This window comes from Myxococcus xanthus, assembly GCF_013116825.1.
Lineage (GTDB): Bacteria > Myxococcota > Myxococcia > Myxococcales > Myxococcaceae > Myxococcus > Myxococcus xanthus_B.
The window spans coordinates 19,675-45,576 of record NZ_JABFNS010000070.1 but is presented as its reverse complement, the minus strand read 5'-3'; the positions used below and the strand labels follow the sequence as shown (position 1 = coordinate 45,576).

General features: G+C 69.5%; 32 protein-coding genes and 1 tRNA gene. 17 read left to right on the top strand and 16 right to left on the bottom strand.

Going from position 1 to position 25,902, the window contains the following annotated elements; translation table 11 throughout:
* The 5 genes from HNV26_RS21060 to HNV26_RS21040 form a co-directional block, all read left to right on the top strand.
* Nucleotides 1-310: hypothetical protein (locus HNV26_RS21060; protein WP_216612562.1), on the top strand; the 310-nt coding region annotated here is incomplete at its 5' end.
* 44 nt (nt 311-354) lie between these two features.
* Complete coding sequence (locus HNV26_RS21055) at nt 355-822, top strand: NlpC/P60 family protein (RefSeq protein WP_171439711.1); 468 nt, start codon at nt 355-357, stop codon at nt 820-822.
* Nucleotides 823-872: 50 nt separating this feature from the next.
* On the top strand, nt 873-1,397 hold the full coding sequence (locus tag HNV26_RS21050; RefSeq protein ID WP_171439710.1) for a hypothetical protein: 525 nt from the start codon (nt 873-875) through the stop codon (nt 1,395-1,397).
* A gap of 50 nt (nt 1,398-1,447) precedes the next feature.
* The gene (locus HNV26_RS21045; RefSeq protein ID WP_216612567.1) at nt 1,448-1,627 is read left to right on the top strand and encodes a hypothetical protein; all 180 of its coding nucleotides are present in this window, start codon (nt 1,448-1,450) and stop codon (nt 1,625-1,627) included.
* A gap of 350 nt (nt 1,628-1,977) precedes the next feature.
* Nucleotides 1,978-2,688, top strand: coding sequence for a DNA-methyltransferase (locus HNV26_RS21040; protein WP_171439708.1), 711 nt, complete (start codon nt 1,978-1,980; stop codon nt 2,686-2,688).
* A gap of 75 nt (nt 2,689-2,763) precedes the next feature.
* Here the strand turns inward: HNV26_RS21040 and HNV26_RS21035 are convergent, their stop codons facing one another.
* From HNV26_RS21035 to HNV26_RS21020, 4 genes are all read right to left on the bottom strand, one after another.
* A complete protein-coding gene (locus HNV26_RS21035; protein WP_171439707.1) occupies nt 2,764-3,183 on the bottom strand; it encodes a hypothetical protein in 420 nt (139 codons plus the stop codon).
* Nucleotides 3,184-3,234: 51 nt separating this feature from the next.
* Nucleotides 3,235-3,864 (bottom strand): hypothetical protein, encoded by a 630-nt coding sequence (locus HNV26_RS21030; RefSeq protein ID WP_171439706.1) that lies wholly within the window; start codon nt 3,862-3,864, stop codon nt 3,235-3,237.
* A 761-nt stretch (nt 3,865-4,625) separates the two neighbouring features.
* Nucleotides 4,626-4,841: a hypothetical protein gene (locus HNV26_RS21025; protein ID WP_171439704.1), complete on the bottom strand. Its 216-nt coding sequence runs from the start codon at nt 4,839-4,841 to the stop codon at nt 4,626-4,628.
* Between the two features lie 20 nt (nt 4,842-4,861).
* On the bottom strand, nt 4,862-5,206 hold the full coding sequence (locus tag HNV26_RS21020; RefSeq protein ID WP_171439703.1) for a hypothetical protein: 345 nt from the start codon (nt 5,204-5,206) through the stop codon (nt 4,862-4,864).
* A gap of 250 nt (nt 5,207-5,456) precedes the next feature.
* On the opposite strand from HNV26_RS21020, the gene HNV26_RS21015 reads away from it, so the two are divergent.
* Both HNV26_RS21015 and HNV26_RS21010 read left to right on the top strand, forming a co-directional pair.
* The gene (locus tag HNV26_RS21015; RefSeq protein WP_171439702.1) at nt 5,457-5,999 is read left to right on the top strand and encodes a RusA family crossover junction endodeoxyribonuclease; all 543 of its coding nucleotides are present in this window, start codon (nt 5,457-5,459) and stop codon (nt 5,997-5,999) included.
* On the top strand, nt 5,996-6,976 hold the full coding sequence (locus tag HNV26_RS21010; RefSeq protein WP_171439701.1) for a sigma-70 family RNA polymerase sigma factor: 981 nt from the start codon (nt 5,996-5,998) through the stop codon (nt 6,974-6,976). The genes HNV26_RS21015 and HNV26_RS21010 overlap by 4 nt, the downstream gene beginning before the upstream one ends.
* Before the next feature lie 980 nt (nt 6,977-7,956).
* Here the strand turns inward: HNV26_RS21010 and HNV26_RS21005 are convergent.
* From HNV26_RS21005 to HNV26_RS20955, 11 genes are all read right to left on the bottom strand, one after another.
* Nucleotides 7,957-8,163, bottom strand: coding sequence for a hypothetical protein (locus HNV26_RS21005; protein ID WP_171439700.1), 207 nt, complete (start codon nt 8,161-8,163; stop codon nt 7,957-7,959).
* The gene (locus tag HNV26_RS21000; protein ID WP_171439699.1) at nt 8,160-8,486 is read right to left on the bottom strand and encodes a hypothetical protein; all 327 of its coding nucleotides are present in this window, start codon (nt 8,484-8,486) and stop codon (nt 8,160-8,162) included. Before HNV26_RS21000 ends, HNV26_RS21005 begins: the two co-directional genes overlap by 4 nt.
* Nucleotides 8,487-8,554: 68 nt before the next feature.
* A complete protein-coding gene (locus HNV26_RS20995) occupies nt 8,555-9,712 on the bottom strand; it encodes a hypothetical protein (protein ID WP_171439698.1) in 1,158 nt (385 codons plus the stop codon).
* 3 nt (nt 9,713-9,715) lie between these two features.
* Nucleotides 9,716-9,997: a hypothetical protein gene (locus tag HNV26_RS20990; protein ID WP_171439697.1), complete on the bottom strand. Its 282-nt coding sequence runs from the start codon at nt 9,995-9,997 to the stop codon at nt 9,716-9,718.
* Nucleotides 9,994-10,719: a hypothetical protein gene (locus tag HNV26_RS20985; protein WP_171439696.1), complete on the bottom strand. Its 726-nt coding sequence runs from the start codon at nt 10,717-10,719 to the stop codon at nt 9,994-9,996. Before HNV26_RS20985 ends, HNV26_RS20990 begins: the two co-directional genes overlap by 4 nt.
* Nucleotides 10,720-10,936: 217 nt before the next feature.
* Nucleotides 10,937-11,332 carry a hypothetical protein gene (locus tag HNV26_RS20980; protein ID WP_171439695.1) on the bottom strand — a complete coding sequence of 132 codons (396 nt, stop codon included), beginning with the start codon at nt 11,330-11,332 and terminating at the stop codon, nt 10,937-10,939.
* Nucleotides 11,333-11,437: 105 nt separating this feature from the next.
* A complete protein-coding gene (locus HNV26_RS20975) occupies nt 11,438-12,103 on the bottom strand; it encodes a hypothetical protein (protein WP_140854800.1) in 666 nt (221 codons plus the stop codon).
* Between the two features lie 87 nt (nt 12,104-12,190).
* Nucleotides 12,191-12,655, bottom strand: coding sequence for a hypothetical protein (locus HNV26_RS20970; RefSeq protein WP_140854804.1), 465 nt, complete (start codon nt 12,653-12,655; stop codon nt 12,191-12,193).
* A gap of 410 nt (nt 12,656-13,065) precedes the next feature.
* Nucleotides 13,066-13,139, bottom strand: a tRNA-Arg gene (locus tag HNV26_RS20965).
* 174 nt (nt 13,140-13,313) lie between these two features.
* Entirely contained in the window at nt 13,314-14,342 is a 1,029-nt protein-coding gene (locus tag HNV26_RS20960) for a fatty acid desaturase family protein (RefSeq protein WP_171439694.1), read from the bottom strand.
* A gap of 182 nt (nt 14,343-14,524) precedes the next feature.
* Nucleotides 14,525-15,178: a cell wall protein gene (locus HNV26_RS20955; RefSeq protein ID WP_171439693.1), complete on the bottom strand. Its 654-nt coding sequence runs from the start codon at nt 15,176-15,178 to the stop codon at nt 14,525-14,527.
* 684 nt (nt 15,179-15,862) lie between these two features.
* On the opposite strand from HNV26_RS20955, the gene HNV26_RS20950 reads away from it, so the two are divergent.
* From HNV26_RS20950 to HNV26_RS20925, 6 genes are all read left to right on the top strand, one after another.
* On the top strand, nt 15,863-17,131 hold the full coding sequence (locus HNV26_RS20950; RefSeq protein WP_171439692.1) for a CCA tRNA nucleotidyltransferase: 1,269 nt from the start codon (nt 15,863-15,865) through the stop codon (nt 17,129-17,131).
* Between the two features lie 97 nt (nt 17,132-17,228).
* Nucleotides 17,229-18,275 (top strand): tRNA 2-thiouridine(34) synthase MnmA, encoded by a 1,047-nt coding sequence (gene mnmA, locus HNV26_RS20945; protein WP_171439691.1) that lies wholly within the window; start codon nt 17,229-17,231, stop codon nt 18,273-18,275.
* A gap of 28 nt (nt 18,276-18,303) precedes the next feature.
* A complete protein-coding gene (locus HNV26_RS20940; RefSeq protein WP_171439690.1) occupies nt 18,304-19,086 on the top strand; it encodes a hypothetical protein in 783 nt (260 codons plus the stop codon).
* 74 nt (nt 19,087-19,160) lie between these two features.
* Nucleotides 19,161-19,544 (top strand): HU family DNA-binding protein, encoded by a 384-nt coding sequence (locus HNV26_RS20935; protein WP_171439689.1) that lies wholly within the window; start codon nt 19,161-19,163, stop codon nt 19,542-19,544.
* A 134-nt stretch (nt 19,545-19,678) separates the two neighbouring features.
* A complete protein-coding gene (locus HNV26_RS20930) occupies nt 19,679-20,557 on the top strand; it encodes an SPOR domain-containing protein (protein ID WP_171439688.1) in 879 nt (292 codons plus the stop codon).
* A 27-nt stretch (nt 20,558-20,584) separates the two neighbouring features.
* Nucleotides 20,585-20,947, top strand: coding sequence for a cupin domain-containing protein (locus tag HNV26_RS20925; protein WP_171439687.1), 363 nt, complete (start codon nt 20,585-20,587; stop codon nt 20,945-20,947).
* Nucleotides 20,948-20,971: 24 nt separating this feature from the next.
* Here the strand turns inward: HNV26_RS20925 and HNV26_RS20920 are convergent, their stop codons facing one another.
* Complete coding sequence (locus tag HNV26_RS20920) at nt 20,972-21,571, bottom strand: hypothetical protein (RefSeq protein WP_171439686.1); 600 nt, start codon at nt 21,569-21,571, stop codon at nt 20,972-20,974.
* A gap of 94 nt (nt 21,572-21,665) precedes the next feature.
* Between HNV26_RS20920 and HNV26_RS20915 the strand changes: the two genes are divergently transcribed.
* The 4 genes from HNV26_RS20915 (at nt 21,666) to lepA (ending at nt 25,901) form a co-directional block, all read left to right on the top strand.
* On the top strand, nt 21,666-21,845 hold the full coding sequence (locus HNV26_RS20915; RefSeq protein WP_002640579.1) for a ribbon-helix-helix domain-containing protein: 180 nt from the start codon (nt 21,666-21,668) through the stop codon (nt 21,843-21,845).
* Between the two features lie 23 nt (nt 21,846-21,868).
* Nucleotides 21,869-22,828, top strand: coding sequence for a UDP-glucuronic acid decarboxylase family protein (locus tag HNV26_RS20910; protein ID WP_171439717.1), 960 nt, complete (start codon nt 21,869-21,871; stop codon nt 22,826-22,828).
* 45 nt (nt 22,829-22,873) lie between these two features.
* Nucleotides 22,874-23,818: an NAD-dependent epimerase/dehydratase family protein gene (locus HNV26_RS20905; protein WP_171439685.1), complete on the top strand. Its 945-nt coding sequence runs from the start codon at nt 22,874-22,876 to the stop codon at nt 23,816-23,818.
* A gap of 271 nt (nt 23,819-24,089) precedes the next feature.
* Entirely contained in the window at nt 24,090-25,901 is a 1,812-nt protein-coding gene (lepA, locus tag HNV26_RS20900; RefSeq protein WP_090491428.1) for a translation elongation factor 4, read from the top strand.
* Nucleotide 25,902: the final 1 nt, after the last annotated feature.

The window sequence follows — 25,902 nt, the reverse complement described above, 5'->3', positions numbered from 1 at the left end:
CCCCCAATCCGAATCCCCCCGGCCCTTGTCCTCCACCACCACGTTGACGCTGTCGCTCGCCGGCAGCTTCGTCATCGCCGCCTTCTCCGCTGGCGTCACCTATGGCGTGGTGACGCGCCTCTCTCAGGACGTGCTGGAGCTGCGCGCGAACCAGCATGCCCAGGGCAAGTCCCTGCACGCCACGGAGTTGCGCCAGGAGCGCATGGATGGCGTGGTCACCAGCATTCGCTCCGACCTCAGCGAAATGAAGAGCCTGCTGCTGCGGCTCAACGAAGAGCCGCGCCCCGCTGCGTTCCGCCCGCGGCCCTGAGCGCCGCTTCTCCCGGGGGCAACCCTTCGCCCTCGGGAGTCCCCATGGCCCGCTCGCAGCGCTCCGCCTTCCTCTCCGCCGTCTTGTCTCAGATGCACGCGCCCTACCGATGGGGCGGGAAGGGGGAGCGCGACCCCTCCACGGGCCAGCGCGTCTTCGATTGCTCCGGCTTGGTGACGTGGGCCTTGCGTGAGGTCGGCGGGCCTGACTGGCGCGCGACGCACCACACGGGCCGCCTCTGGACGGAGTGCGCTCGCCTGGAACTGGGCGACCTGGTGCTGCCCGGGGACCTGGTGCTGTACCACCGCCCGGGCGAGCCGACGAAGCCGGAGCACGTGATGGTGGTGGTGGGGTACGCCGTCGGCGTCGTGGTGGGCGCATCTGGTGGTGACAGAAAGACGCTCACCCTGGCGAACGCGGCCCGCGACGATGCCAAGGTGAAGGCATTCAGCAGCCTCGACTACCGGGCCCGGCGCATGCCCGGTATCTGCCGCCTGCCCTTCACCTCGTGAGCGCCTCTTCTCCTGGGGGCTGTCAACTCGCAGTCCCCCAGGAGCACCCAATGAAGCACCGCAAGACGCTCATCCTCTCCGCCGCCCTCGGCGTCCTCCTCGCCGCCCCGCTGGCGCTGGCTCAGGCCACCGGAGCCGCCGCGAGCGGCATCCTCGACACCATCCTGGCGTCCGTCTTCACGCCCTCTGGCATCGCCACCGCGCTCGGCGTCCTCGTGACCGGCGTCGGCCTTGTCGTGGGGGGCGACTGGCTCAGCGAGCGGCGCAAGCGGCGCATCGCCCTGGCCGCCTACCATGCCTACAACGTGGTGGAGGACATCGCCGCGGAGGACCCGGCGGACAACGGCTGGGACAAGGCCGCCCGTGGGCTCCAGGTGGCGGACGAGTGGTTCCGCGCCAACGGCTGGCGCCCGCTCAAGCCGCACGAGCAGGCGGTGGTGGAACTGAGCTTCAAGGCCATGCACGGCGAGCAGAAAGCCGCGCAGAAGGCGTCGCAGTCTGCGGACGCAGCTGCGCTCGCTGCCGCGCACGCCGTCACCAGTTCGGGCCTGGCCCCGGTGCTGGCGCGCCCTTAGACGCCCCGCGGGCGGAGGTGTCCGCGGGGCTCTCCCGTGTCCTCTCCGATGTGCCTGTGAGGTCGGGCTACCTTGAAGCGCAGGTAGGTGCCTCCTCACTCGCTGGGCTGTACGCCCACATGGAGGTGGGGGCCCGGCTCACAGAGCACCTGGGCCTGTACGCCTTCGGTCGGGCCACCCGGCAGGAGTCCATGGCCGGCGGCGGGGTCCGGTACACGTTCGGCTGGTAGGTGAGAGCCCCGCCCGTCCAGATGTAGGACGGGCGGGGTTTGTCGTTCCGCAGGCCAGTGAGGGATGAAGGGATTGAGCGTAGCAATTACAATTTTTGCAACAATGCCCGCCGCGATGCGACGCGCTACCTCTCTGAGGAAGGGCCGTTCTTGTTTTGAATGTGGAGTTGTCATCCCCTTCATTACTTGTCTGATCTATCTTTGGGAATGGGGTGCGTCGATGTGTGAGACGTGTTGACAATGGTCATTGTTGGCAGGGCTGCCGAGCTGTGACGGCAGGTCGGTCCGGGGCGCAGTCGCCGTCGGGCATCCTCCGTGCAGGGCGGGGGCGCCGCGTCGAGAAAGGACCCGTGAAGCCCTACTTCCAGAACGACCTTGTCACCCTGTACCTCGCCGACTGCCGCGACCAGCTGCTGGACCTACCGTCCGCGTCCGTGGACGTGTTGCTCACTGACCCGCCATACGGGATGGCCTACGAGGGCAGGGGGCGCAGCGCCGCAGCCATCCGTGCCGATGGCTCCCGCCAGGGAATGAGGGTGCTGCGCCAGGCCCTGTCCGCGGCGAGTGCTGCGCTAGCGCCTGACGTCCACGCCTACGTGTATTGCCACTGGGAGTCCTGGCCGGACTTCTACGACGCCACGTCGGCCCATTTGCGTCCGAAGGGGGCCCTCATTTGGTGGAAGGCCCGCGGGGGCATGGGGGACTGCGCGGCCTCCTACGCTCCGGACTACGAGGTGGTGCTGCACGCGGCCGGCCCGACGCGCCGGCCGCTGGTGGGCAAGCGCTTGGGGGCCGTCCTGGCGGGGTTCGCGCCCGTGCCATCCCGGGTGAGGACGCATCCGACGGAAAAGCCCGTCGAACTGCAGCGCCTGCTGATTGAGCGCTCCTGCCCGGTCGGCGGCCTGGTGCTGGACCCGTTCGCGGGGAGCGGCTCCACCCTCGTCGCCGCGCAGCAGCTCGGCCGGCGCGCGGTGGGAATGGAGCTCGAGGAGCGCTACTGCGAAGCCGCGGCTCGCCGGCTCGAGCTGGCGCTTCCCGAGGGGCCGCCCAAGGCGGCATGACGCATCCGGCGGGGCGGCTGCATGCGGCTGCCCCGCCGGGCCATGCCGGCAGCCCCAGCGGCGACTCCTCGGCGACTACTCCTGCACCGCGAGGATGCGCCAGCCGTTCACGTCAATCGCATAGGTGGCGCCTCCCTCCAGGGTGGGCGCCGTGCCGATGTCGCACTTCTTCGGGTTCGGGATGATGCTGACGAGCACAACTCCGGGGGATGCCGGCGCTGTTGCGACCTCGTAGGACTCGCGGCGGTTGAGGCACTCGTAGAGCGGTGTGGCGTCCTTGGGCAGCTTCCGGTCCCAGGGCAGGTAGTCCTCCATGGCGAGTTGGACGGCGCGCAGGGTGGTGCCGCTGATGACCTGGAGCCCTTCGCTTGGAATCGCGAGCGGGATTTGGAAGGCGGCAGCCTCTTCCGGCGGCGCATGCACCGGGCGCGGCGGCTTCTGGAATAGAGCGCATGCGGGCAGCACGCAGAGAAGGGGGAGCAGGACGCGCTTCATGGGGCCTCCGTGCGGGCCACGATTTCGGATGTGCATAGACACGCGCAGCCCTCAGTCATCCACCGTAGTGACGAGCCCGAGCGCCTTGTTCTCGTGCTTGATGATGCCCACCAACTTCCAGCGATTACGTTGTCGGAGGTAGACCTCTCCGGGTTGCTCACTGCTGAGATTCGGTACGAGCTTGGTGATGGTGCAGGCGCGGTCAAACTGGATGCGGATGGTCCAGATTTGCGTCTCGGCAAGCCGGTCCACGAGCGACAGTGACGAGGGCGCCCACGGGTGGCTGTGGAAGTCTCCGAGGACTACCGTTCGCCCTCTCGGGTCGGCCACATAGCGAGGGGGGATGCACTTCTTCCTCTTCGAGGGGCCAACCGGTTCGGGCTCGCCCAGAGGTGAGGGCATGCTGGCGTGGTAGATGCCGTCTCCCAGCGAATAGATGGCGCCGCAATACTCCTGCCCATAGTCGCGCTCCATCGCGCGCGGCAGCTCCATGACAGCAGGGCAGAGTTGGTCGATGACCTCGTCCACGTCAGAGGACGGGGTGATGGCTTCCCAGGGGCCTCGCACGTAGACGTGGGGGCCTGAGCGCCAATAGTCCCGCGTGCCACTCGGTTCAGGGGCCCCGGCGCAGCCAATGGCCATGCCGAGCGCTGCGACGCGTCCCAACCGAGCTGCTGTCATGGACCCCTCCCGTCCGAAATCAGGAATTGGAGTCCATATAGGACAAGCTGCCAAGTCGTGACAATCAGGGTTTGCTGCTTTGGGAGGTTTGCACCAAAGAGGCACGAGGCCGGGCCGGCACACCCTCCGGCACCGATGCCCGCGCGGGAAGGAGGGGCATCCCTCCCGCGCGGGTGGCGCCGGACGTCAACGCAGTAAGAACAGCCCCGCCGGAGCACCATGCCCGGCGGGTGTGGCGTCGGCATGTGAGAAGCCGCGCCTGGAGGCGGGGGCGCGGTTCACGTTCGGCTGGCGAAGTGATGTGGCTCACCCCAATGGGCTGGGGCGAGCCACTCGTCCTACTCGCCGGCGTTGATGGCTGCGTTCACTGCGTTTTCGTACCTGCCCCGGCTCTTCAGCAATCGCTTGCATGCGAGTGCTAGCGTGCCGTTCAGATTGGGCTTATCCACTGAGTCTGGAGCACTCACGAGCAGCGTGTACATTTGGAGGTCCAAAGCTAACTCCTCGCGAGCTGCTCGATACTCGGCGAGTCTTGCCTCTTTCTTAGCCGCGTCTTGTTCCATGCGTCCTCCCCGAATCTCAGACATGAGATTTGGGAGAGGCTCACCACGCAACCTGTTCATAAGCAATGTGGTTGTGTGTGGCTGGGGGTCGCATGGGCCCTAGCGCTTCGATAACAACCCCGCCGGAGCACCATGCCCGGCGGGTGTGATGGTGACAGGCGAGAAGCCGCGCCTGGTGCCTGCCTCCACCACGAAACCTCAGTCGTCGTGCGTGCCCAGGCCGCAGATGATGCGGTTGCCGTGTCGCAGCGCCGGCCCGCCGCACCAGCACTTCCCGTCAGGGTACGTGGGCTGGGCCGGGGCGGGTGCCTCGGGCTCGCCACGCAGTTGGCGCAGGGAGCGGGCGTAGTCGTCCCTCACGCGCTTGCGGCGGAGCTGCTCAGCAGTCTGGGCGGGCGGAATGTCTCGACGCATGCCCCGTAGAAGGGGTGCCGTCAGGCGGGCGGCACGAGGAAGCTCTGCACCACGTGCTCGGGCTGCGCGTCCTGGTGGGCAAGGGCGTCCCGGGCTGTGGGCAGCCAGGCGCCGCAGGTGGCGCACCAGGAGACGCGGCACCCACCGGTCAGCACCAGGGCGGCCACCTCGGGGTGGAGGACGAGCATGTCCAGGGCGCCGCTCCGGTGCGCGCGGGGGATGCCCGCGCGGACGAGCTGCGCGACGAGTGCCTCCAGGCGGGCCCATGCAGCGTGGGAGACGTGCAGTCCCTCAAGGCGGACGGTGCTGCCGGCCGGGGCTCGTCGCCGCTCCGGGCGCGTCCGCGTTTTGTCGTGGCTGGGCACGGCGTCCTTCTACCCGTCGCGGGCGCTGCGTCCAGGTTCCGGTTTCGGCTCCCCAAACGAGGCCGCGGAACACGAACCGCCGCTAGCGCATGCGCTATGGGCCGCCCCTTCTACTGGCTGTCGGAAGAGGACGGGCTCGGCCGGTGAGGACGGCCGAGCCCGCGAGTGCCAGGGACACCGGGAAAGCGCCGCTGGGGGCCACCAGTATACCGCCCCCTGCGCGCGTGCGTTCGGGGTTGGAGCCCGGCCGATGAACTCCACACCTCAGTCCCCCAGCACCACGCCTCCCCTCGCCGAGGTGCGCCTCTCCCTGCCCTGGCCGCCCTCGGGCAACCGCTACTGGCGCAGCGACAGGGGCGCCACGCCACACACCAGTGACGAGGGCAAGGCGTACAAGGCGCGGGTGAAGGCCTCCAACGTGGGCCAGCGCGCCCTCAAGGGCCCCGTGGTGCTGTCGGCCACGCTGTACCCGCCGACGAGGCAGAAGTCCGACCTCGGCAACCGGCTGAAGGTGCTGGAAGACGCGCTCGAGCTGGTGGCGTACCTCAACGACAACCAGGTGCGGCGCTACCGGGACGTGGCCTTCGCGGATGGGGCGTACCGCAAGGCGGCCCGGGTGGAGGTGGTGCTGGAGGGCCAGGAGTGGGCGACGCCCGCGGAGGTGGAGGCCGAGCGCGTGCGACGCGTCGAGCAGGCCCGGAAGAGGCGGGCGACGCTGGCGCGCAACCGGGCCGCGAAGAAGCTGAAGGGGCTTCGGGTGACTCCTGCCGTCCGCCGCGGGGGTGTGGCGTGAAGGCCCAGGACGCGAAGCTGTCCGCCGCGGTGGAGATGGAGGCGCTGCTGTGCCGGTTGCTGGAGGTGCCCGCCGGCAGTCTCGAAGCGCGGCGCGTGGAGTCCCGCCTCGCCGAGTTGGTGCGTCCGCACCTGGTGCGCGTGGCCCGGCACGTGGCGCGGGCGTGGCGGGTGCCCGTAGAGGACCTGGTGCAGGAGGGGCTGCTGGCGGTGCTGGCCCGCCAGCGCGCGCACCCCTTCCGGCCCGGGGCGGCGGGGGCGGGGCGCAGCGCCTATCCCGCTTGGGCGATGCAGCTCGCCCGTCAGGCGATGCAGGGGGCGGCGCTCACCTGGTCCAGTCCCGTCCACCTGACGGACCACGCGCGCAAGGCGGTGCGGCGCGCGAAGCGCACGGCGGCGGCCGAGGGCGTGGAGGTGTCGTCCGTGCTGCGCCGCCAGGGCCTGGACGCGGAGACGGCGCGCGCCCTGGGCGAGGGGGCCGTAGCCAAGCCCCTCTCGCTCGAAGAGGTGCTGTCCTCTCGCGATGCCGGCGCCGAGTCGCGGGATGCATCCTGGGAACGAGGGTGCCGCGGACTGGCGGCGCGCACGGAGGTGTTGCTGTCGCTGGTGGACTCCTCCGCCGAGCGCCTGGCTCTGGTGGCGCAGCGCGAGCGGGTGCTGTGGGCGCTGTACCGCCTGCCGCGGCTGGAGCGCCAAGTGGTGCAGGCCTGCATGGGGCTGGGGCGCCCCGAGGGCCAGGAGGCCACGGAGAGGACGCTGGCCGTGGAGTTGCGGCTGACGCAGGCCCAGGTGCGGCGCCTGCGTGACGCGGGGTTGGCGAAGCTGCGTGCGGAGCTCGGCGTCGAGTGCCCTGAGCCGGAGCCTACCGCTCTGCCGATGCGTGGCGAGCTGCGCCGCCTACGCGTGGCCTCTGCTCGGCGTGGTCAACTCCGGGCTACGGAGCAAATGCCGCTGCTGGCGGTGGCGGGGAGGGCTTAGCGCCGTGCCCATCATCACAGCGAAGAAGCCGGGCACCTGCACCGCGGCAGGGTGCGGCGGGCGCATCCTCCGTGGGGAGCGGTGCTGGTACGAGGCCGCAACGGGCCTGCGCCACATCGAGGCGGCATGCCGATGGGCCGGCGCTGGGCGTCGGCCCAACCTCCGGGCCGGGCGGTGCCGATGCGGCGCTCACGTGCCCCCACGCGAGGGCAGCCTCACCCTGCGCGGGGAGAAGTCCTTCCGGGGCCGTGTCCGGAAGCTGTGGGCTGTCAGTTGCGCCCGGTGCGGGTGAGGATTCCTGCGTAGCCGCGTATGCTGTTGCGCCCGAAGGCCCAACAGCACTGGAGCGAAGATGGTGGATGCAAGGTATGGAAGGATTTGGGATTGGCTCGGAAGGTCGGTGCAGCTTCTTGCCAGTGACCATGCCCCTCTAGGGAACCGGCTCTATCGAGCAGCTGATGAGTACTTGTCTCAGCCTCGTGTGGAGGAGAATCTGGAGGGGGAGTGGCTCGATACCTTCCTCTCTTTGCGCGAGGACATGCTCAAGGCTGAATCGCTCGACAAGACGCGGCAGTCAGCCATCGCGAAGCAACTCTGCGATTTGTGGAGCGAGATATCCAGGGCCATGTGGAGCGGGAGTGCTTCTAGTTAGCGCTCCTTCGTGCGGCGCGCGTTAGGGCTCATGCTGTGCGCATCAGGCTCAGGACCATGTGCAGCGTGTTGAGCCGGATGCCTGTCTCCTGGGCGGTTGGCAACGGCGAGCGCAGTTCACCGGCGTTGCACTTCTCGGCGACGGGGGCGGCCAGACGCCCGTTTTAGCTCGCGGTGCCGTCGCACGTAGAAGGTAAGGAACGCGGGCCACCAGCCGGCCCACGTTAGCACTACGCGCAGGGCGACCACAGACAGCCAGGTACAGGAGGCGAGGATGACGAGCGTCCCTGTCATCACCACCGCCCACGCCACAATGTGCATGAGCTGGCTCACGCACGCCCCTCCTCGTCGTCTTGCCACACCCTGCGCACGGCGCTGGAATCCCGGCAACCAGGGACCACGCGGCCATTCCGCGCGGGCCAGTAGATGCGCGGGAGCTCCTCGCCCGGGTGCTGCCCGCTCCGGCACTCCAGCCTGCCGTCGTCACCCGGCACCAGCTCCACGCCGCACCCGGGACAGCGACGGGGCGCTGTCACGCCGAGCCCTCCGCGGGCGCATGCTCGCGCAGCAGGTGCAGCTCGCGCCGCGCGGCCTCCAGCTTCTCGCGCAGGAGGGCGCACTCCTGCTTCGCATCATCACGCTCGGCGCGCATGAGGTTGGCCATTCCCTCGGCGATGTCGGCACGCTGGTCCGCCGCATGTGTCGCGGCGAGCCACGTGCGCCTGGCGGTGCCGGGCAACTCCTCCCACGGCGGCAGGGCCACGTTGCCGAGCGCCGCGCGGAAATGCTCATAGGCCTGCTTGGCCTGTCCTTCCTTCACCTCCACGAACTGCACGAGCTTCTCCAGGACCTGCAACATGGGCTGCCTCCATGCGCGCGTGATGAGAGGGCCGACGTGGCGCGCACACGCCGGCCGGAAGGGGATGGCTACGACGCGAGGACAGGGGCGGGCTGCGCGACGACGAAGCGGAGGGTGATGCCGAGGGCGTGGGCGCGCTCCTTGAGCGCGGCCTCGTAGCCGTCCTCCGCGAGCCACTTCGCGGCGTAGCTGTCGGCCAGCTCCACGAGCAGCTCCCGCCCGTCAGAGCTCACCGGCTGGGCCAACGCGGTGAGCTGCTCGGCGCCGTAGCGGAGCCCACCTGCGCGGATGGCTTGCAGGAGTTGGCCCCACGTGCGGCCCGCCGGTGTGTCGGGCAGCGGAACCGCAAGGACTTCGCCACGGCCCACGGAGGCGTCCGCCCTGCGCGCGGAGCTGGGCGCCCGCCCCGCGTCGTTCCGGTGCTCAGGGGTGGCGTTCGCCTCCCAGCGCCGCACCAGGTCAGTGAGGGTGTCGCACCGCTGCTTGAAGTGGGCTCGGAGCCCGTTCTCCAGCCGGCGCAGCACCTCGGCGACGTTGCCGCGGGACAGCAGCTCCCTCGCGGCAGCGTCATCCCGCCCGGGGCGCCACTCGTAGGGCACGCCCTTGACCTCCAGGCACACCCGGTTGACGCCGTCCGGCAGGGACTCCTCGCCGGTGTCTCCCGCTGCAATCCCTCGCGGAGCGCTGGCGGGAGTCTTGAGGGGCGGTGGCTGGGGGGCCTCGGTGACGAGCCCAGGCGGCGTTATCTTCTCCGCCTTTCGTCCTGGAGACTTCGTCTCCCTTCTCTTCTCTCCCGTCTCCCCTCTGTCCTCCCGCGCGGGAGTTTGGAGGGATTCGCGCGGAGAGGCGGCGGGCTCCTCGGCGTCTCCCTGGGCCCTGCCGTCAGGCTTGGCGCGGTCGCGCACCACCTTCGCTATGTGGGCGCCTTGCTCCTCGGCCCAGGAGGTCACCACCAGGTCGTCGCTGGTCAGCACCAGCAGGCCCACGGCGAGCAGCGCATCCACCAGCTTCCGGCGGCGCCCACGCCAGCGGACGGCGCGCTCCACGGCCAGCGCAGCACCGGGGCCGGGGAAACGGCCGTCCACGCGCTCCCGGCCGCAGTAGGCCCAGAGTCGGTAGAGGTAGACGTCGGCCTCGGCGCCGAGCTGGGCGCAGAGGGCATGCACCGCGTACTCCTCGGGGGCCGCGCTGCGAAATTTGAACCAGGGAAGAGGGCAGGTGGCCATGGGCTATGGCTCCTCGGTGTCGGACGGGGTGTTGGTAGGGGGCGCGAGGGCGCACGGCGGGTGGACGCAGCACGCCGGAGGCACGGGGCGGCTTCGGCAGTCGGCCCGCCAGCCATAGCCATGGCGGCAGGTGGGCCACGGGCCGGGGTAGCGCGCGCGGACGGCGAGTCCCGCGGCGGTGGCGCCGTGGAAGGTGAGGCGGCCCTCGTCGGTGACGACGTCACCGAGTTGGACGGCGCCGCACTCAGCGCACGTGGTGGCGCGCATGCGCAGGCAGAGGCTCATGGGAAGAGCCCGAATTGCTCGGGGTTGGCGAGCATCGGTGGGACCGGTCGGTCGTCCACGACACGCGGCCTGGGCGGTGTCGCTGGCGATGGAGCTGGTGCAGGTGGCCGCTCACGGTCCGGGGCTGTGAAGGGCGGTGCAGCTGGTGCCGCGTAAACCTCCGGGCGCCAGATGCCGTCACGTGCGAGACGCATTCGCTCGCGCAGCTCCGGCACCAACCCCGGGTCCACTGGCGTCAGGCGCTTGGCGGGGGCCGCGACCAGCGGCTCCAGGGGCTGTAGCTCCTCCAACCACCACGCGATGGTCCCGCGGCAGTAAGGCGCACGCTTCGGCGCCCACCAGGCATCGCGGCCGAACGCCCGGTAGTCGTTCCCTACCGTGGACACCTCGGCCAATCGAGCCACGGCCACGTAGGCACCGGCCGGCAGCACGTCGCCGGCTGGTGCCTCCAGTCCGTGCGCCTCGCGAAGCCACCGGACCGCGTCGGCGTCGTAGTCGCGCGTCGCGTAGATGGCCAGCCAACAGCCGAGCAACGCGGCGGGCGGGTGCAGGGGATGCCGGCGAGGTGGGCCGCCATGGCGGACGGGCTCCATGTCCGTGACGAACACCGACCACATGCCGTGGTGGGTGAGTGCCCATGTCCAGGGCCGCTCGAGCGGGAGGTGGAACACGCCGCGCCCGGCGCGTGTGTAGCGGTACGGGCCTCCGAGGGGGGCGGTCACAGTCGAGTCCTCGCGTTGTTCTTGGGGATGCGCTCCCCCTCGCGGAGACGAAGCGCCCAGCCCTCGCCGTGGCGTTCGCACGGCCGCGCCGCACCGTGCACCGTGAGGTGGGGCGTCTGGCCCCTGGCCCTCCAGAGGGAGTTGGTGGGCGTGCCCATCCACCTGCCGAGGACATCGCCGCCCGGGGACAGCACGGTCACCTCAATGGCGCGCGCGCTCACTGGACACCGCCTGCCGCTTCCAGCTCGGCGAGGATGGAGGCCTTCGCGGCCTCGCAGCGCTCAGCGACTTCAGCCATGCAGGCTCGGACGAAGAGCTGGCAGTACGGGGAGCCGCCGCCATCGCGCCGCGCGCAGGCAGCTTCGTCGCGGCCGGCGAGGATGCGGCTCATGTCCCGCCAGCACACGGTGCACCCGCCACGGGGCCGCTCGCGCACCAGCTCCAGGAGCGTGGCCATGGTGCGCGGGCGTTTGAACACGTCACGCTGGCGCGTCGTGAGGTGCCTCCAGCCGTAGGCGCCGAACGCGCCAGCAGGGGCCTTCAGCTTCCCGGGGCGCTGGGGGGCAATGGGGCGAAGTCCGTCCTGAAGCTTGAGCTTGCTGGCTACCAGCATGGTGAGTCTCCGGTGTGGTGGTGGCGTGGGCCCCGCTGGCGCGACTGGCCAGCGGGGCGGTGCGACGCGTCGCTGGGCGGTGCACTCGCGCCCGGCGAGGGGCTGCTAGTTGGGGGCGCTCGGACGGCGCCACCCGAGGACGTCATCGCCGTAGCGCCTTGCGGCGTGGGACACGTCCAGGGCCCGGTCCGTCATGTACTTGCGGTCCCGGCCGCCGCAGACCTTCCGCGCCGCCCGGTCCATGGTGGCGGCCTCGAATTTGTCTGAGTCGTATCGGCCCGGGAATGCGTTGAGGAAGCCGGACTGCCCAGACTCCGCTGCCTCAAGGTGCCGGCTGCCGCAGTGGTAGTAGGTGAGGAGTCGGATGCAGCGCACCTCCTCACTCGACAGGCTGTAGATGCTGGAGTCCTGCCGGAAGATGCCGAGGACGTCTTGCCAGCATCGCTGATGCGCCGAGTCGGCGAGCCCGTCGTAGGCGGGCGGCGCGTCCTCAGACAGCAACAGGCGGATGGCGCGTGCACTGTCGTTGTCGCTGGCCATCATCTGGGGCTGGCCGTCACGGCGCGGCTGGAAGTGACGCCGGTCAGTGCCTCGCTGGACGCCCGGGTGGCCACGGTGCCCCGGCTGCCCAACGCGGTGGGGCGCGTCCTGGTGCGGTTGGAACGTCGGTGCGCGCGGGGTGATGGGACGAACGCCGCGCTCGTACTGCTCGGGTCCAGAGCAGCCGACGACGGAGAGGGTGCACAGCAACAGCAGCGTGAAACGCTTCAAGGTGAACTCCAGGCGTTGGGGGTTGGCACTGCATGGGTCCCGGTCTGGGGTTCCGTGCCGGGTCAGGACGGCGCGACGGACCGCGTGTCAGTCCGTCGCGCTCGTCGCGCGTCCCCGTGCCTTCACCTTGTCGTCAGCCAGCTCGCGCTCGCGGCGCAGCTCCGAGGCGCGCAGCAGGCCGTTGAGCGCCACCAGCGCGCCGGTGAACACCTCCCTAGGAATGGAGTCGTCGATGGCGAACTGCTCTTGGAGGCTCCACTGGCCTTCCTCGAAGGCGCGGAGGACGGCCAGGTCTCGCTCCATGCCGTTGATGCGGCAGGGCATGCAGCGCGCGCGTCCGAGGGCGGCGCACACGCACGGTGGCGCGTCGCCCTGGCCGAGTGCATCCAGCACGCTCTGGCAGTCCACGGCGTCCAGCACCAGGGAGCGTGCGTTGCCGGCGGCCACCTCCAGGGCCGCGCGCAGGACGACGCCCACGGAGGCTCGCGCCGGGTTCCCGGGCTCCCGAGCGACGCGCAGCTTGGCCCTGGAGTGATTCTTCGGGGCGCTCACTGGGCACCCCCAGTCTTGCGCTCGGCGTCTTGGGCCTGGGACTCCCGTCCGGCGTCCGCGACGCGGCGGACCTCCACCAGGGCGTTGGTGAAGGCACTCAGCAAGGGAGCCATGCCCTCGCCGGTCGCCGTACTGGTGCCGTAGTCGGCCGCCCAGCGCTCTCCGGCCGCATCAAGGCGGCGGAACGTCAGGGTGAACTCGGCCGGCAGGAGGCTCCGGCGGGGATGTGAGGAGGGAGACTGGGCGCCGATGCAACTCTGCGCCGACCCAGGCTGGTCAGCGAGGCATTCCGGCGCATGTCTGGCCTTGGCTTGGCCGCAACGCCACGCCAACGCCACGACACCTGTGCTGCGGGAGGGGGCGGCTCCCCCGGCCGCCAGTTTTCCCTGGCGAAACGGGGGGTTACCGAGTGACCCCGACAGGAATCGAACCTGTGGCCTGCGGTTTAGGAAACCGCCGCTCTATCCAACTGAGCTACGGGGTCGTGCTCTCAAGTCACTGCGCTTTCTGGAGGAAGTCCGCCAGAAAGGTCGAGCCATGCACCCCCAATCCGGGGCGCATGCACAATGACGTGCCTTATAGCAGGCGGCCCGGCGCGCGCAACGCGCCAGCTTCACCGTTCCTGCCTGCCGCCCCCTGGGGGCCCTGCCGGGGGCCCTCAGCGTGACGCGGGAACGTCCCGGAACCGGACCATGCGACCCCGCTCCCCGTCCCAGACGTTGAGTCGCAGACAGGCCTGCACGTCCCTGGGGTGCAGGGTGGTGGTGCGCGGGTTCTGCAGCTCGGGGATGGCGGCCATGGCCTCCGGCAGCCGGTAGAAGGGGATGCGTGGGTTGAGGTGGTGGACGTGGTGGTAGCCGATGTTCCCGGTGAACCAGGCCATCACAGGGCCGCAGGCCAGGTAGCTCGACGCCTCCAGGGCCGCGCTCGCGTGCGTCCAGTCCTGGTCCTCGCGAAGCGCGACGTCCGGGAAGTTGTGCTGGGAGAAGAAGAGGTACGCCCCCAGCGCGTAGCCGAGGGACAGCGGCAGCGCCATCGCCGTGAGGTACACGCCCAGGCCCGCGAAGTGGAACACCGCCACGCTGATGGCTACATGGAGGAGCACGGCGAAGCCCGCGCTCCAGTAGCGCAGCGGGTGCTTCACGAACGGCACGATGCACAGACCACTCAGGAACGCGAGCGGGTACGCGAAGATCATCACGAGCGGATGCCGCTCCACCACGTAGGCCAGCCGCTCCAGCGCCGTGGCCTCACGCCACTGCCGCGCCGTCCACGTGGTGAACGTCCCCGATGCGGAGGCTGCCAGCCGCGCCGTGTTCGCATGGTGGTGGTTGTGCGACTCGGTCCAGACGCGCGGCGGCGTGAGCAGCAGCACCGCGTGGGTGTGGAGCAGGGCCTTTGCGATCCGCGAGCCCGACAGCAGTGAACCGTGCAGGTAGTCGTGGACCAGGATGAAGGAGCGGATCAGCGCCAGCGCTTGCACCACACTGCCCACGACGCGCAGGGGCCACCAGGAGGGAAGGGCGGCGAGCGCGATGGCGCCCAGCAGGGCCGCGAAGGTGGTGCCTACTTCCCACCAGCTCCGCCGCGTGTCCTGCGCGGCGAAGGGCCGCGTGCGGGCGATGAGGTTCCGCTCGGCGTCTCGGGAGAGAGAGGTGAAGGCGCTGCTGCGGGTCGCGGAGTCCATTCGGAAGTCCAGGGCTGGCACGGCGGCGGCTGCCGCCGATTCGAGTCCCTGGAACCATGCCCGCCCACTGTCATGTGACCGTCATGGGCGGTGCTATTGGCGAACACCACTCGCGGATGTCGCGATGCGTCGGAGGGCGCGCTGCCCCGTCTGGCCCATGGGGCCCGACGGGGCACGGCTCGTCACGAGCGATGCTTGTTGGCCCGGAACTCGCTGGCCCACTGCTCGACGATGGATGCCACCTGCTCGCGCTCGGAGCGCTGCGAGGTCGGAATCACCGAGCCCTGGGCCAACTGCAGGACCGGCGGGCTGTCGCCACTGGGCGTCGGGACCACGGGGCTGGCGCCCTTCTTGCGGACCCAGACGCGGGGCCCCTCGCTGGGACGCACGGGCTCCGGGGTGACGGCGGTCTCCGGCGCCTCCGAAGACTCGCGGCGCTTCCGGCCCAGGATGACGTCCGGAATGCTGTTCGGCGCGGCGTCTTCCGTCCACGCGTGGTGCAGGCGGCCGGACGCCACCATGAGGCGCCGCTTCTGGTAGTGGGCCGCGCAGTAGCCCAGGCTGCGCACCGGTCGCTTGCAACCGATGACGGCGCAGGCCCGGGCTTCCGGGCCGGCTTCTGCCTCGGCGGTGTCGTCGGGCCCCGCATCCAGGGTCGCGAGCGACGACGCCAGGGCGTCCAGGGCCGCGTTCGGCAGCTCACGCCGCGGCTGGCGCCGGAGTCCGCTGGGGGACAGGCTCTCCGCGATGCGCAGAAGCATGTCCGTCAGCGGCGACAGCTGCCCGGCGAGTTCCTCGGCCAGCACGGTGCGGAACGCGCGTTCCAGTGGCGGCAAGGACGAAGCGGGAACGCGAGTGGTTCGCGTGGAGTGATGAGATGGGGCGGAACGAAGGCTACGGGGTCTGGGCATGTGGATGAGTGCCTGTGGTCGCTGCCGGTTGCTTCAGGGGACCGTGGAGCGGACGGCCGTTGCGTTAGCACACCTGTGGCCGACCGCCCAGGACAGCCTGTCAAAGGGCTCGTGAGTGGATGTTTCGCGGCGATAACCCAAGCGGTACGTCCCCATGTCAACACGGCCCACGTTCATTCAATCCCGAGCCGCGCCCACGCCCTTCAGGTATGTCGGAATCCTACCTGTCGAGTGGTCGGCGTGACTTCCAGGGAGCGCGCTTCTTCCTTTACTGAAACAGGCTACTGCGGCGGGATGCGCGTGTCGTGCAACTTCACTGAGAGGATTTGCCGATGCGAAACATCTCGATTGTCGCGGTGTCCGTGGTCGCTGCTGGTTTCCGGGTGGCCTGTGGCGAGGGCATGGGCCTGAATGAAGAAGGCGCAACCCCGACGCACCTGTCGCCCTGATGCAATGAGCCGACGGCCCGCCCCTTGGGCAGCAAGGGATTCAGGGTTCTATTCGAACGAGCCGCGAGGGCCCAAGCCGTCTCGGGGCTTGGAACGCGGGGGGCTGGCCGGTACAACGCGCCCCTGGGCCTGCGGGCATGTCGTCCTGGCCCCGGCTGTCATGATCGCGAACCTCCATAACGCCGACATCCCCCAGCCCGTGCTGGACGTCATCGCGCGGCTGCGCGAACTGGGCCACGCCGTCTACCTGGTGGGGGGCTGCGTCCGGGACATGGTGCGCCTGGTCCACCCCAAGGACTTCGACGTGGCCACCAGCGCGCTGCCGCAAGAAGTCCAGGGCGCCTTCCGCAAGGTCATCCCCACGGGCATCCAGCACGGCACCGTCACCGTCCTCCAGAATGGCACGCACGTGGAGGTGACGACGTTCCGCTCGGAGGGGGACTACCTCGACGGCCGCCGGCCCAGCTCGGTGGCCTTCGAGCGCGACATCGTCAAGGACCTGTCCCGGCGCGACTTCACCATCAACGCGATGGCCTACAACCCGCTGGACCGCGAGCTGGTGGACCCGTTCGGCGGGCAATCGGACCTTCGGGCGCAGCTCATCCGCTGCGTGGGCTCCGCGCAGGAGCGCTTCTCGGAGGACGGCCTGCGCCCCTTGCGCGCCGTGCGCTTCGCCGCGGTGCTCGGCTTCGAGCTGGATGCCGCCACCCGCGCCGCCATTCCCGCCACGCTCGGCGTCTTCCGCAAGGTCGCGCTGGAGCGGGTGCGTGAAGAGCTGGTGAAGCTGCTCCTGTCTCCCCGGGCGGAGAGCGGCCTGCTGTTGCTCGCGGACACCGGGCTCCTGGACGTGTTCCTTCCGGAGCTGGCGCGCGCGGAAGCCTCGGCCGCCGCGTCCGTCCGGGCCGCGGTGCAGGCCTCGCCGCTGGAGGTGGAGGTCCGCGTCGCGGTGCTGCTGGCCGATCTGGTGGACCGAGCCCAGGCGCGCGACATCGGCCTGCGGCTGAAGTTCCCCAACAAGGTGGCGGACCTGGTGGCGCTGCTCGTCGAACACGCGAAGGCGGAGGCTCGGGTGGGGGAGCCGGACGCCGCGCTCCGCCGGCTCCTGGCTCGCCTGGGCCCGCCGCACCTTCCGCTGTGGGCCGCGGTCGTTCGCGCCCGGGTCGGAGTCCGCCAGCCGGACGCGCTCCCGGCGGTGGAGGCGCTCATCGCCCGCGTGGAGGCGCTCGCCGCCGCGAAGCCGCCGTTGACGGCGAAGGACCTGGCGCTGACGGGAGGCGACATCATGGCCGCCCTGGGCGTGGGGCCTTCTCCCCTCGTGGGCGAGGCCACCCGGTTCCTCGTCGAGTCCGTCCTGGATGATCCGGGCCTGAACACGGCCGACGCCCTGCGGCAGCGGTTGCAGGCGTGGCAGGCGCAGGTTGCTCGCTGAGCCGGCGGGCTGCACGGCGTGAAGGGGGGCGGGAAAGGGCGCCCGCCGTGTCCTCCCCGCGTGCGCCCGGACGCGCGGGCGTGTAGGAAGGAGCACCATGCGAGTCGTCGTTGCGATGAGCGGCGGGGTGGATTCCTCGGCCGCGGCTGCCCTGCTCAAGGAGCAGGGCCACGAGGTCATCGGTATCACCCTGCGCGTCTGGTCCTACGAGGGCAAGGCGACGTGTGGGAGCTGCTGTAGCCCAGATGACATCGATGACGCGCGGGCCGTGGCCCAGACGCTGGGGATTCCCTTCTACGTGGCCAACGCGGAGGAGATCTTCCAGGACCGGGTCATCAACCCCTTCGTCCAGTCATACCTGGGCGGGCGCACGCCCATCCCCTGCGTCGCCTGCAACCGGGACGTGAAGTTCAACTTCCTCCTCAAGCGCGCCCGCGCGCTCGGCGCCCGGCTGGCCACGGGCCACTACGCCCGGGTGGAGGAGGTGGACGGCCGCTTCGTCCTGCGTCGCGCCGTCGATGTCGCCAAGGACCAGAGCTACTTCCTCTTCACGCTCGGTCAGGACGAGCTGCGCGACATCCTCTTCCCCGTGGGCGGCATGACGAAGGCGGAGGTCCGCGCCGTCGCGGAGCGGCACGGCCTGGTCACCAGTCAGAAGCCGGAGAGCATGGAGATCTGCTTCGTGCCGGACGGCGACTATGCGGGCTTCGTGGAGAAGGTCGCCGGGCCGCAGCCGGCCGGGGACATCGTGGACACCGAGGGCAACGTGCTAGGCACCCACCAGGGCATCCACCGCTACACCGTGGGCCAGCGCAAGGGGCTCAACCTGGGGGGCGGCGAGATTCGCTACGTCCACCGGCTGGAGCCGGAGACGCAGCGCGTGGTGGTGGGCCCCGCCGAGGGCACCGGCCGCGACAACTTCGGTCTGCTCCAACCCCACTGGGTGGACGGGCCGCCTCCGGCCAGTCAGCCGGTGGAGGTCCGCATCCGGCACCGCCACTCAGGCGCGCAGGGGCGGGTGCATGTCTCGCCGCACGGGCTCGTCTCCGTGAAGCTGGACGCGCCCGCGCGCGCCGTCACCCCCGGGCAGGCCGCGGTGGTCTACGATCAGGACCGCGTGCTCGGCGGCGGTTGGATTGTCTGACCCCGCGTTGCCTCGGAGGGTGCGGCACATGGCGCAGCGCCTCGTGGGATGTCTGATCGCGGTCGTCACCGTCTTCGCGGCCGTTGGCTGCAAGGAGCGCTCGGACAAACCCGTCGCGGGGCTGCTCGCCGCCGGTGCGCCGGTGCTGCGCGCGGAAGGCAAGGAGTGGCGGCCCATCGCCGTCGGCTCGCAGCTGCTGGGGCATGACGAGCTGAAGGCCACCGGCCCCGCCGTGCTGGAGTTCTTCGGCGGTGGCCTGCGCTTCCTGGAGAAGGGCGACACGCTGGAGGTGGGCGAAGCGGACGAGGCGAAGCTCCATGGCGTCAACCTGCCGTCCCGCCACATCGTCGAGAGCAAGCTCCAGGAGGCGCCGCGCCCGCTGCGCATCATCGCCGCGCGCTACACCCAGGTGCAGGTGACGCCCGCGAGCGCCCAACAGGAAGACCCGTACAGCTCCAACGGCTACTTCGCCGCCTTCTTCACGCCCAACGGGCTGTCGCCCAACAAGGCCAAGGACGAACCGTCGCGGGATGGCCCTCGCAAGCCGCTGCCGCCTCCGCCACTCCGCCCCCGCGTGCCCCACATCCACGCAGGCAACCTGGGCGAGGGCGGCCTGGTGGCCACCGTGGAGGATGGCTTCATCGTGGCGGAGACGGACGACCTGGCCACCGCCGTGCTGCTGGAAGGGGGCGAAGTGCCGCTGGGCCGCACGGTACGACTGATGGTGCCCGCCGGCGCGGAGGTGGTCCTGCGCACGCAGCAGGGCCGCAAGATTGAAGTCGAAGGGCCCGCGGACGTCCGGTTGCGATGAGGGGACGGGGAGGGCGGTTTGTCCTTTGGGGGCCCGCTTCGGTAGAGTCCTCGGTCGCCCAGCGGGAGGTGTGCATGACGCGCAGTGAGCTCATCGAGCGCATCGTGGAGCGTGCCACGCATGTTCCACGGCGTGAGGTGGAAGCCATCGTCCACGCCGTCTTCGAGGAAATGTCCCAGGCCCTGATCGCCGGACGGCGAATCGAGCTGCGGGGCTTCGGCGTCTTCTGCGTCCGCACGCGCCGGGCTCGCACGGGCCGTAACCCCAAGACGGGCCAACGCGTATCGGTACCCGCGCGGCGCACGTTGTCCTTCGCCGCCGGAAAGGACCTGCGCGAGCGGCTCAATGCCCCACCCGCCACGGCGGCTTCCCCCGTTCCGGACACTCCACCCGGTGAGGCCCTGTCGCCGCTGCCTCTCGCCGCGGGGGCCTCGTTCTCCGTGCCCGTCACGGGTTGACGGTGAGGCTTGGAGTCGTTCCGCGAATTTGACCGGCTCTGGGGTGGGGCGTACTTTGCCCTCCATGCCGTCGCTACAGGCCGCAACACGGATTTCGTGTGGCCGTTGCGACCGCGCCCGAGGACTTTCAAGCCATGCGTGATGCTCACCGGATGAAGGAGAAGTTCGACGTCTCTCTGGACAACCGGCAGATCGTCAGCCTGCTCATCGCCGGCATCGTCGTGATGGGCGCTGTCTTCGTGCTGGGGGTCGTCGTCGGCAAGAAGCTCGCGGGCAACGCGGATGCCGTGGCCGCGCCGGACCTGCTCTCCGCGTTGGATGCCAACGCGCAGGCGCTCCAGAATGTGCAGCAGGAGCAGCCGCTCACCTTCCCGGACGAGCTGACCCGCAAGGCCGCCGCCGAGCCGGTGGCCCCGCCGCAGCCCAAGCCCGTTGTCGCCAAGGCGCCGCCGCCGGCGGAGAAGCCCGCCGCCGCGAAGCCGCCCGAGCCGAAGCCGGCCTCCGCGCAGCGCGCCGCGCTGGCGCCCACGCCGGACCCGGACACGGGGGAGCTGCCGCCGGAGGAGCCCAAGGCCGAGCCGGAGCGCGTCGTGGTCGCCGAGGCCCCCACCGCTCCGACTGCCGCGAAGGCCGTGCCGGTGTCGGGCAAGGTGGAGGCGTCCGCCGTCCCCACGCGCACCACCACCACGGAGGGGGGCGGCCTGAAGGAGGCCATTGCCCGCGCCACCCAGCGGCCGGCGCAGCCCGCCTCGCCGCCCGCGCAGGCCGTGAAGGGTGGAGCCTTCACGCTCCAGCTCTCGGCGTTCCAGGACAAGCAGGAAGCCGACCGCTTCGCCGCTCGGTTGCGTGATCGGGGCTATGCCCCCTATATCCTGACGGCCGAAGTGGCCGGTAAGGGCACGTGGTACCGCGTCCGCATGGGGAGCTTCGCCTCCCGGGATGCGGCCACCCGGTATCTGTCAGACTTCAAGCGTGAGACTTCGCTCGACGCATTCGTGGCCGGCACGAACTAGAGCGGGACGAGGAAGACGGGAAGCGCCATGACGACGACGAAGCGGGTGGAGAAGCCCTGGGGATACGAACTCATCTGGGCTCACACCGAACGCTACGTGGGCAAGCTGCTGCACGTGAAGCAGGGCCACAAGCTCAGCCTGCAGTTCCACAACCGCAAGGATGAGACCATCCACGTGCAGAGCGGCAAGCTGCTCTTCGTCGTCGACGAGGGCCAGGGGCTCATCGAGAAGGAGATGAGCCCCGGTGAGAGCTACCACATCAAGCCGCTCACCAAGCACCGCATGGTGGCGCTGACCGACTGTGACATCCTCGAGGTCAGCACCCCGGAGCTGGACGACGTGGTCCGGCTCGAGGACGCCTACGGGCGCACCGGCACCAGCAACCCGTAGCCGCTGTCCACCGCGGCGGCCCGCCTACTCGCGGGCCGCGCTGTTCGGGTTGCGGGTCCACTTGTCCACCGTGCCGTCCCCGTCCAGGTCCTCGCCGATGCGGTCCACCTGGCCACCTTCCCAGTACTCCCAGTAGTCGATGCGGCCCGTCCCTTGCGTGTCGCGCTCCTTGCGCACCAGCTTGCCGCCTTCGTAGTAGGTGAAGCTGTCCGGGCGGCCGTCACCGTTGGTGTCGCGCTCGCGGCGCGTGTTGACGCCCTTCTCATGGAAGTAGGTGGCGTCCACGCGCCCGTCGAAGTCCAGGTCCAGCGACTCACGCGCCTTGTCGCCGTTGGCGTCGAAGTAGCGCGTCAGGTCCACGCGGCCGTCCCAGTTCAGGTCCAGCTCCTGGCGGACCTTCCGCCCGTCCACCGTGTAGGTCCACACGTCCGGGCGGCCGTCGCCGTTGGCGTCCTGCTGCGTGAGCTCCTCGTGGGCCCCGGCTTCCGGGCGGATGGGCTCCCCGGCCAGCCGGCCCCTCGCGGAGCCCGCGCCATCCTGCTCCGCCGACTTGCTGCTGGCGCAACCTGTCAGGGCCCCCGAGGTCATAAGGCCCAGTAAAATCAAATGCTTGTAGCGTGGCATGGAGAACTCCCAGTGTCTGGGGGTTGCCTGGCGACGTCATTCGTACGAGATGCTTTCGCGCGACACGTCATTTCATATATTTTCACATATCGCCATGGCCCGAAAGAAAGTCAGCACCACCATCTACATCACCCCGGAGCAGAACGAGCTCCTCAAGGCGCTGAACCAGAAGACGAAGGTGCCCGTGGCCGAGTACATCCGCCAGGGCATCGACCTGGTCCTGGAGAAGTACAAGGCGCAGTTGCCGGGGCAGTCGACGTTCGACGAGCTGTGAGAGAGAGGCGTGACGTGAAGAGCATGCGTGGCAAGCGGGTAGCGGTCCTGGGCGGCGCCGGCTTCGTCGGGTCGCACCTGTGTGAGCGTCTTCTGGATGACGGCGCGGCGGTGGTCATCGCCGTGGACAACCTCATCACTGGCAACGAAGAGAACCTGCGCACGCTGAACGGGCGGCCGGGTTTCTCGTTCGTCAAGGCGGACATCACCGAGCGCATCCCGGTGGAGGGGCCGCTGGACTACGTCTTCAACATGGCCTCGCCGGCCTCGCCCATCGACTACGCGCAGCTCCCGCTGGAAACGCTGCGCGTGGGCTCCATTGGCACGGAGAACGGGCTGAAGCTGGCGGAGGCGAACAAGGCGGTGTTCCTGATGGCCTCCACGTCGGAGGTGTACGGGGATCCGCTGGTGCATCCGCAGCGTGAGGACTACTGGGGCAACGTGAATCCCATTGGCCCCCGGTCCGTGTACGACGAGGCCAAGCGCTATTCGGAGGCCATCACCGCGGCCTACGGGCGCACCAAGGGCGTGCAGGTCCGCATCGTCCGCATCTTCAACACCTATGGTCCGCGCATGCGCCTCAATGACGGCCGCGTGGTGCCGGCCTTCGTGGGCCAGGCCCTCAAGGGCGAGGACTTCACCGTCTTCGGGGACGGCAGCCAGACGCGCTCGTTCTGTTACGTGAAGGACCTGGTGGACGGGCTGGTCCGGCTGATGCTGTCGGACGAGCCGAACCCGGTGAACATCGGCAACCCCCGGGAGATGACCATCCGTCAGTTCGCGGAGGCCGTGCGCGCGGCGGCGGGCGGGGGCGGGGCCATCATCGAGAAGCCGCTGCCCAAGGATGATCCGAAGCAGCGTCAGCCGGACATCACCCGGGCTCGGACGCTGCTGGGCTGGGAGCCGAAGGTGCCGCTGGAAGAGGGTCTTCGGGAGACCATTGCCTGGTTCCGAGAGGTTGCCGCCACGAAGCCCCCGGCATAGGTTGCCGGCGCGAAGATCCTGCAAGGCCTGCAGGCGGGAGGTTGCGTGAAGGTCCTGGTGACTGGTGGCGCGGGCTTCATTGGCTCGCATGTGTGCGATGAGTTCCTGCGCGGTGGTCACGACGTCATCGCGTTGGATGACCTGTCCGGCGGCAAGCGGGAGAACCTGGACCCGCGTGTGCGCCTGGCGGTCCACGACATCCGCAGCCGCGAGGCATCGGAGCTCATCAAGTCCGAGAAGCCCGACGTGCTCTGCCACCTGGCGGCGCAGATGGACGTCCGCCGCAGCGTGGACGACCCGAGCTTCGACGCTGACGTGAACATCCGCGGCATGCTCAACCTGCTGGAGGCCGCCCGCGTCTCCGGGGTGAAGAAGGTCATCTTCAGCTCCACCGGCGGCGCCATCTACGGCGAGCAGGACGTGTTCCCCGCGCCGGAGAGTCACCCCACGCGGCCCATTTCTCCGTACGGTGTCTCCAAGGCGTCCGGTGAGCTGTACCTGGGCTACTACCGGGCGCAATACGGCCTGCCGTACGTGGCGCTCCGCTACGCCAACGTCTACGGCCCGCGGCAGAACCCGCACGGCGAGGCGGGCGTGGTGGCCATCTTCAGCCAGCGGCTGATCGCCGGTCAGGGCTGCACCATCTTCGGCGAGGGCAAGCAGACCCGCGACTTCGTCTTCGGTCCGGACGTGGCCCGCGCCAACCGGCTCGCCTTCGAGAACGACTACGTGGGCGCCATCAACATCGGCACGGGCGTGGAGACGGACATCAACCGCCTCTACGCGCTGCTGGCCGAGGCGGCGGGCTCCAGCGTCTCCGTCACCCACGCGCCCGGCAAGCCGGGGGAGCAGATGCGCTCCTGTGTGGACAACGCGCTGGCCAAGAAGGTGCTTGGCTGGGAGCCGAGCGTCGACGTGCGCGAGGGCCTGCGCCGCACCCTTGAGTACTTCCGGCAGAAGGCCGGCGCGCCCGCTCGCGCCCACGGCTGAGCGGCGTCCAGCGCCCCCGCTCGAGACGAGGCGGGGGAGGGCGGTACCCCCTGCCACGCGCTGACCCGGGCCGGCCCTGAGGGCCGGGGACCGGGCGTGCCGGGAGGGGGGCCCAGGGTCTGTCCCAGGGGCGTTCGCCCGGGACGGGCGCTGATGGATGGGGAACAAACAAGCTCCCCCGGTGGGTTGCTCATTGGGCGTACGCGTGCGCGTAGATTTTCGCGCGATTCCCTGTTACGCACGCCCGCTTCTTCCGACGAGCGCCCTGAACATGCCGGCTGAAAACGCGCACATCCGTAACTTCTGCATCATCGCCCATATCGACCATGGAAAGTCGACGCTGGCGGATCGTCTCCTCGACAAGACGGGGACGCTGACCAAGCGCGAGGCGCAAGCCCAGTTCCTCGACAACATGGCCATCGAGCGCGAACGGGGCATCACCATCAAGGCCCAGTCCGTGCGGATGAACTACACCGCGAAGGACGGCAAGCAGTACGTCCTCAACCTCATCGACACGCCGGGACACGTCGACTTCGCCTACGAGGTCAGCCGCAGCCTGGCCGCGTGCGAAGGCGCGCTCCTGGTCGTGGATGCGACGCAGGGGGTGGAGGCCCAGACGCTGTCCAACGTCTACATGGCGTTGGACCACAACCTGGAGATCATCCCGGTCATCAACAAGATCGACCTGCCGAGCGCGGACGTGGATCGCACGCGCTCGGAGATTGAAGACGTCATCGGCATCGATGCGTCCGTCGCCGTGCCGTGCTCCGCGAAGGAGGGCATCGGCATCCAGGATATCCTGGAGTCCGTCGTGCAGAACGTGCCGCCTCCGAGCGGCTCTGCGGACGCGCCGCTCAAGGCGCTGATTTTCGACTCCTGGTACGACAACTACCGGGGCGTGGTGACGCTGGTGCGCGTGCTGGAAGGCACGCTCAAGCTGAAGCAGAAGATCAAGTTGTTCAGCAACAACAAGGTCTTCGAGGTCCAGGAGCTGGGCGTGTTCAGCCCGTTCTCCCGCCCGGTGCCGCAGCTCATCGCGGGCGAGGTGGGCGTGCTCGTGGCCAACGTGAAGGAGCTGCAGGACGCCAAGGTCGGTGACACCGTCACCGAGGAGTCGCGTCCCACGGCCGAGCCGTTCCCGGGTTTCCAGGAAGTGAAGCCCATGGTGTTCTCCGGCATCTTCCCGGTGGACTCCGCGGACTACGAGAACCTGCGCGACGCGCTGGCGAAGCTGGTGCTCAACGACTCGGCGTTCACCTATGAGCCGGAGTCGTCCACCGCGCTGGGCTTCGGCTTCCGGTGCGGCTACCTGGGCCTGCTGCACATGGAGATCGTTCAGGAGCGCCTGGAGCGCGAGTACAACCTGAACCTCATCACCACCGCGCCCAGCGTGGTGTACCGCATCACCACCAGCAAGGGTGAAACGCTGCTGGTGGACAACCCGGCGAAGCTGCCGCCGGTTCAGCACATCGAGAAGTTCGAGGAGCCCATCCTCACCTGCCACATCCACGTCCCCAACGACCACCTGGGCGCCATCCTCAAGCTGTGCCAGGAGCGCCGCGGTGTGCAGAAGGACATGAAGTACCTGGGCAGCAGCGGTCAGCGCGTGCAGGTCACCTACGAGATGCCGCTGGCGGAGGTCGTGTTCGACTTCTTCGACAAGCTCAAGAGCGTCTCGCGCGGCTACGCCAGCCTCGACTACGAGCTGGCCGGCTACATCGAGTCCGACCTGGCCCGGCTGGACATCCTCATCAACGGGGACCCGGTGGATGCCCTCAGCGTCATCGTGCACCGCGAGCGCGCCTACCTGCGCGGCCGCGAGGTGTGCCAGAAGCTGAAGGAGGTCATCCCGAAGCAGATGTACGAGGTCGCCATCCAGGCGGCGATTGGCGCGAAGATCATCTCGCGTGAGACCATCTCCGCCATCCGGAAGAACGTGCTCGCCAAGTGCTACGGTGGTGACATCAGCCGCAAGCGCAAGCTCCTGGAGAAGCAGAAGGAGGGCAAGAAGCGCATGAAGCAGGTCGGAACGGTGGAGATTCCGCAGGAAGCCTTCCTCGCGGTCCTCAAGTCGGAGCAGTAGT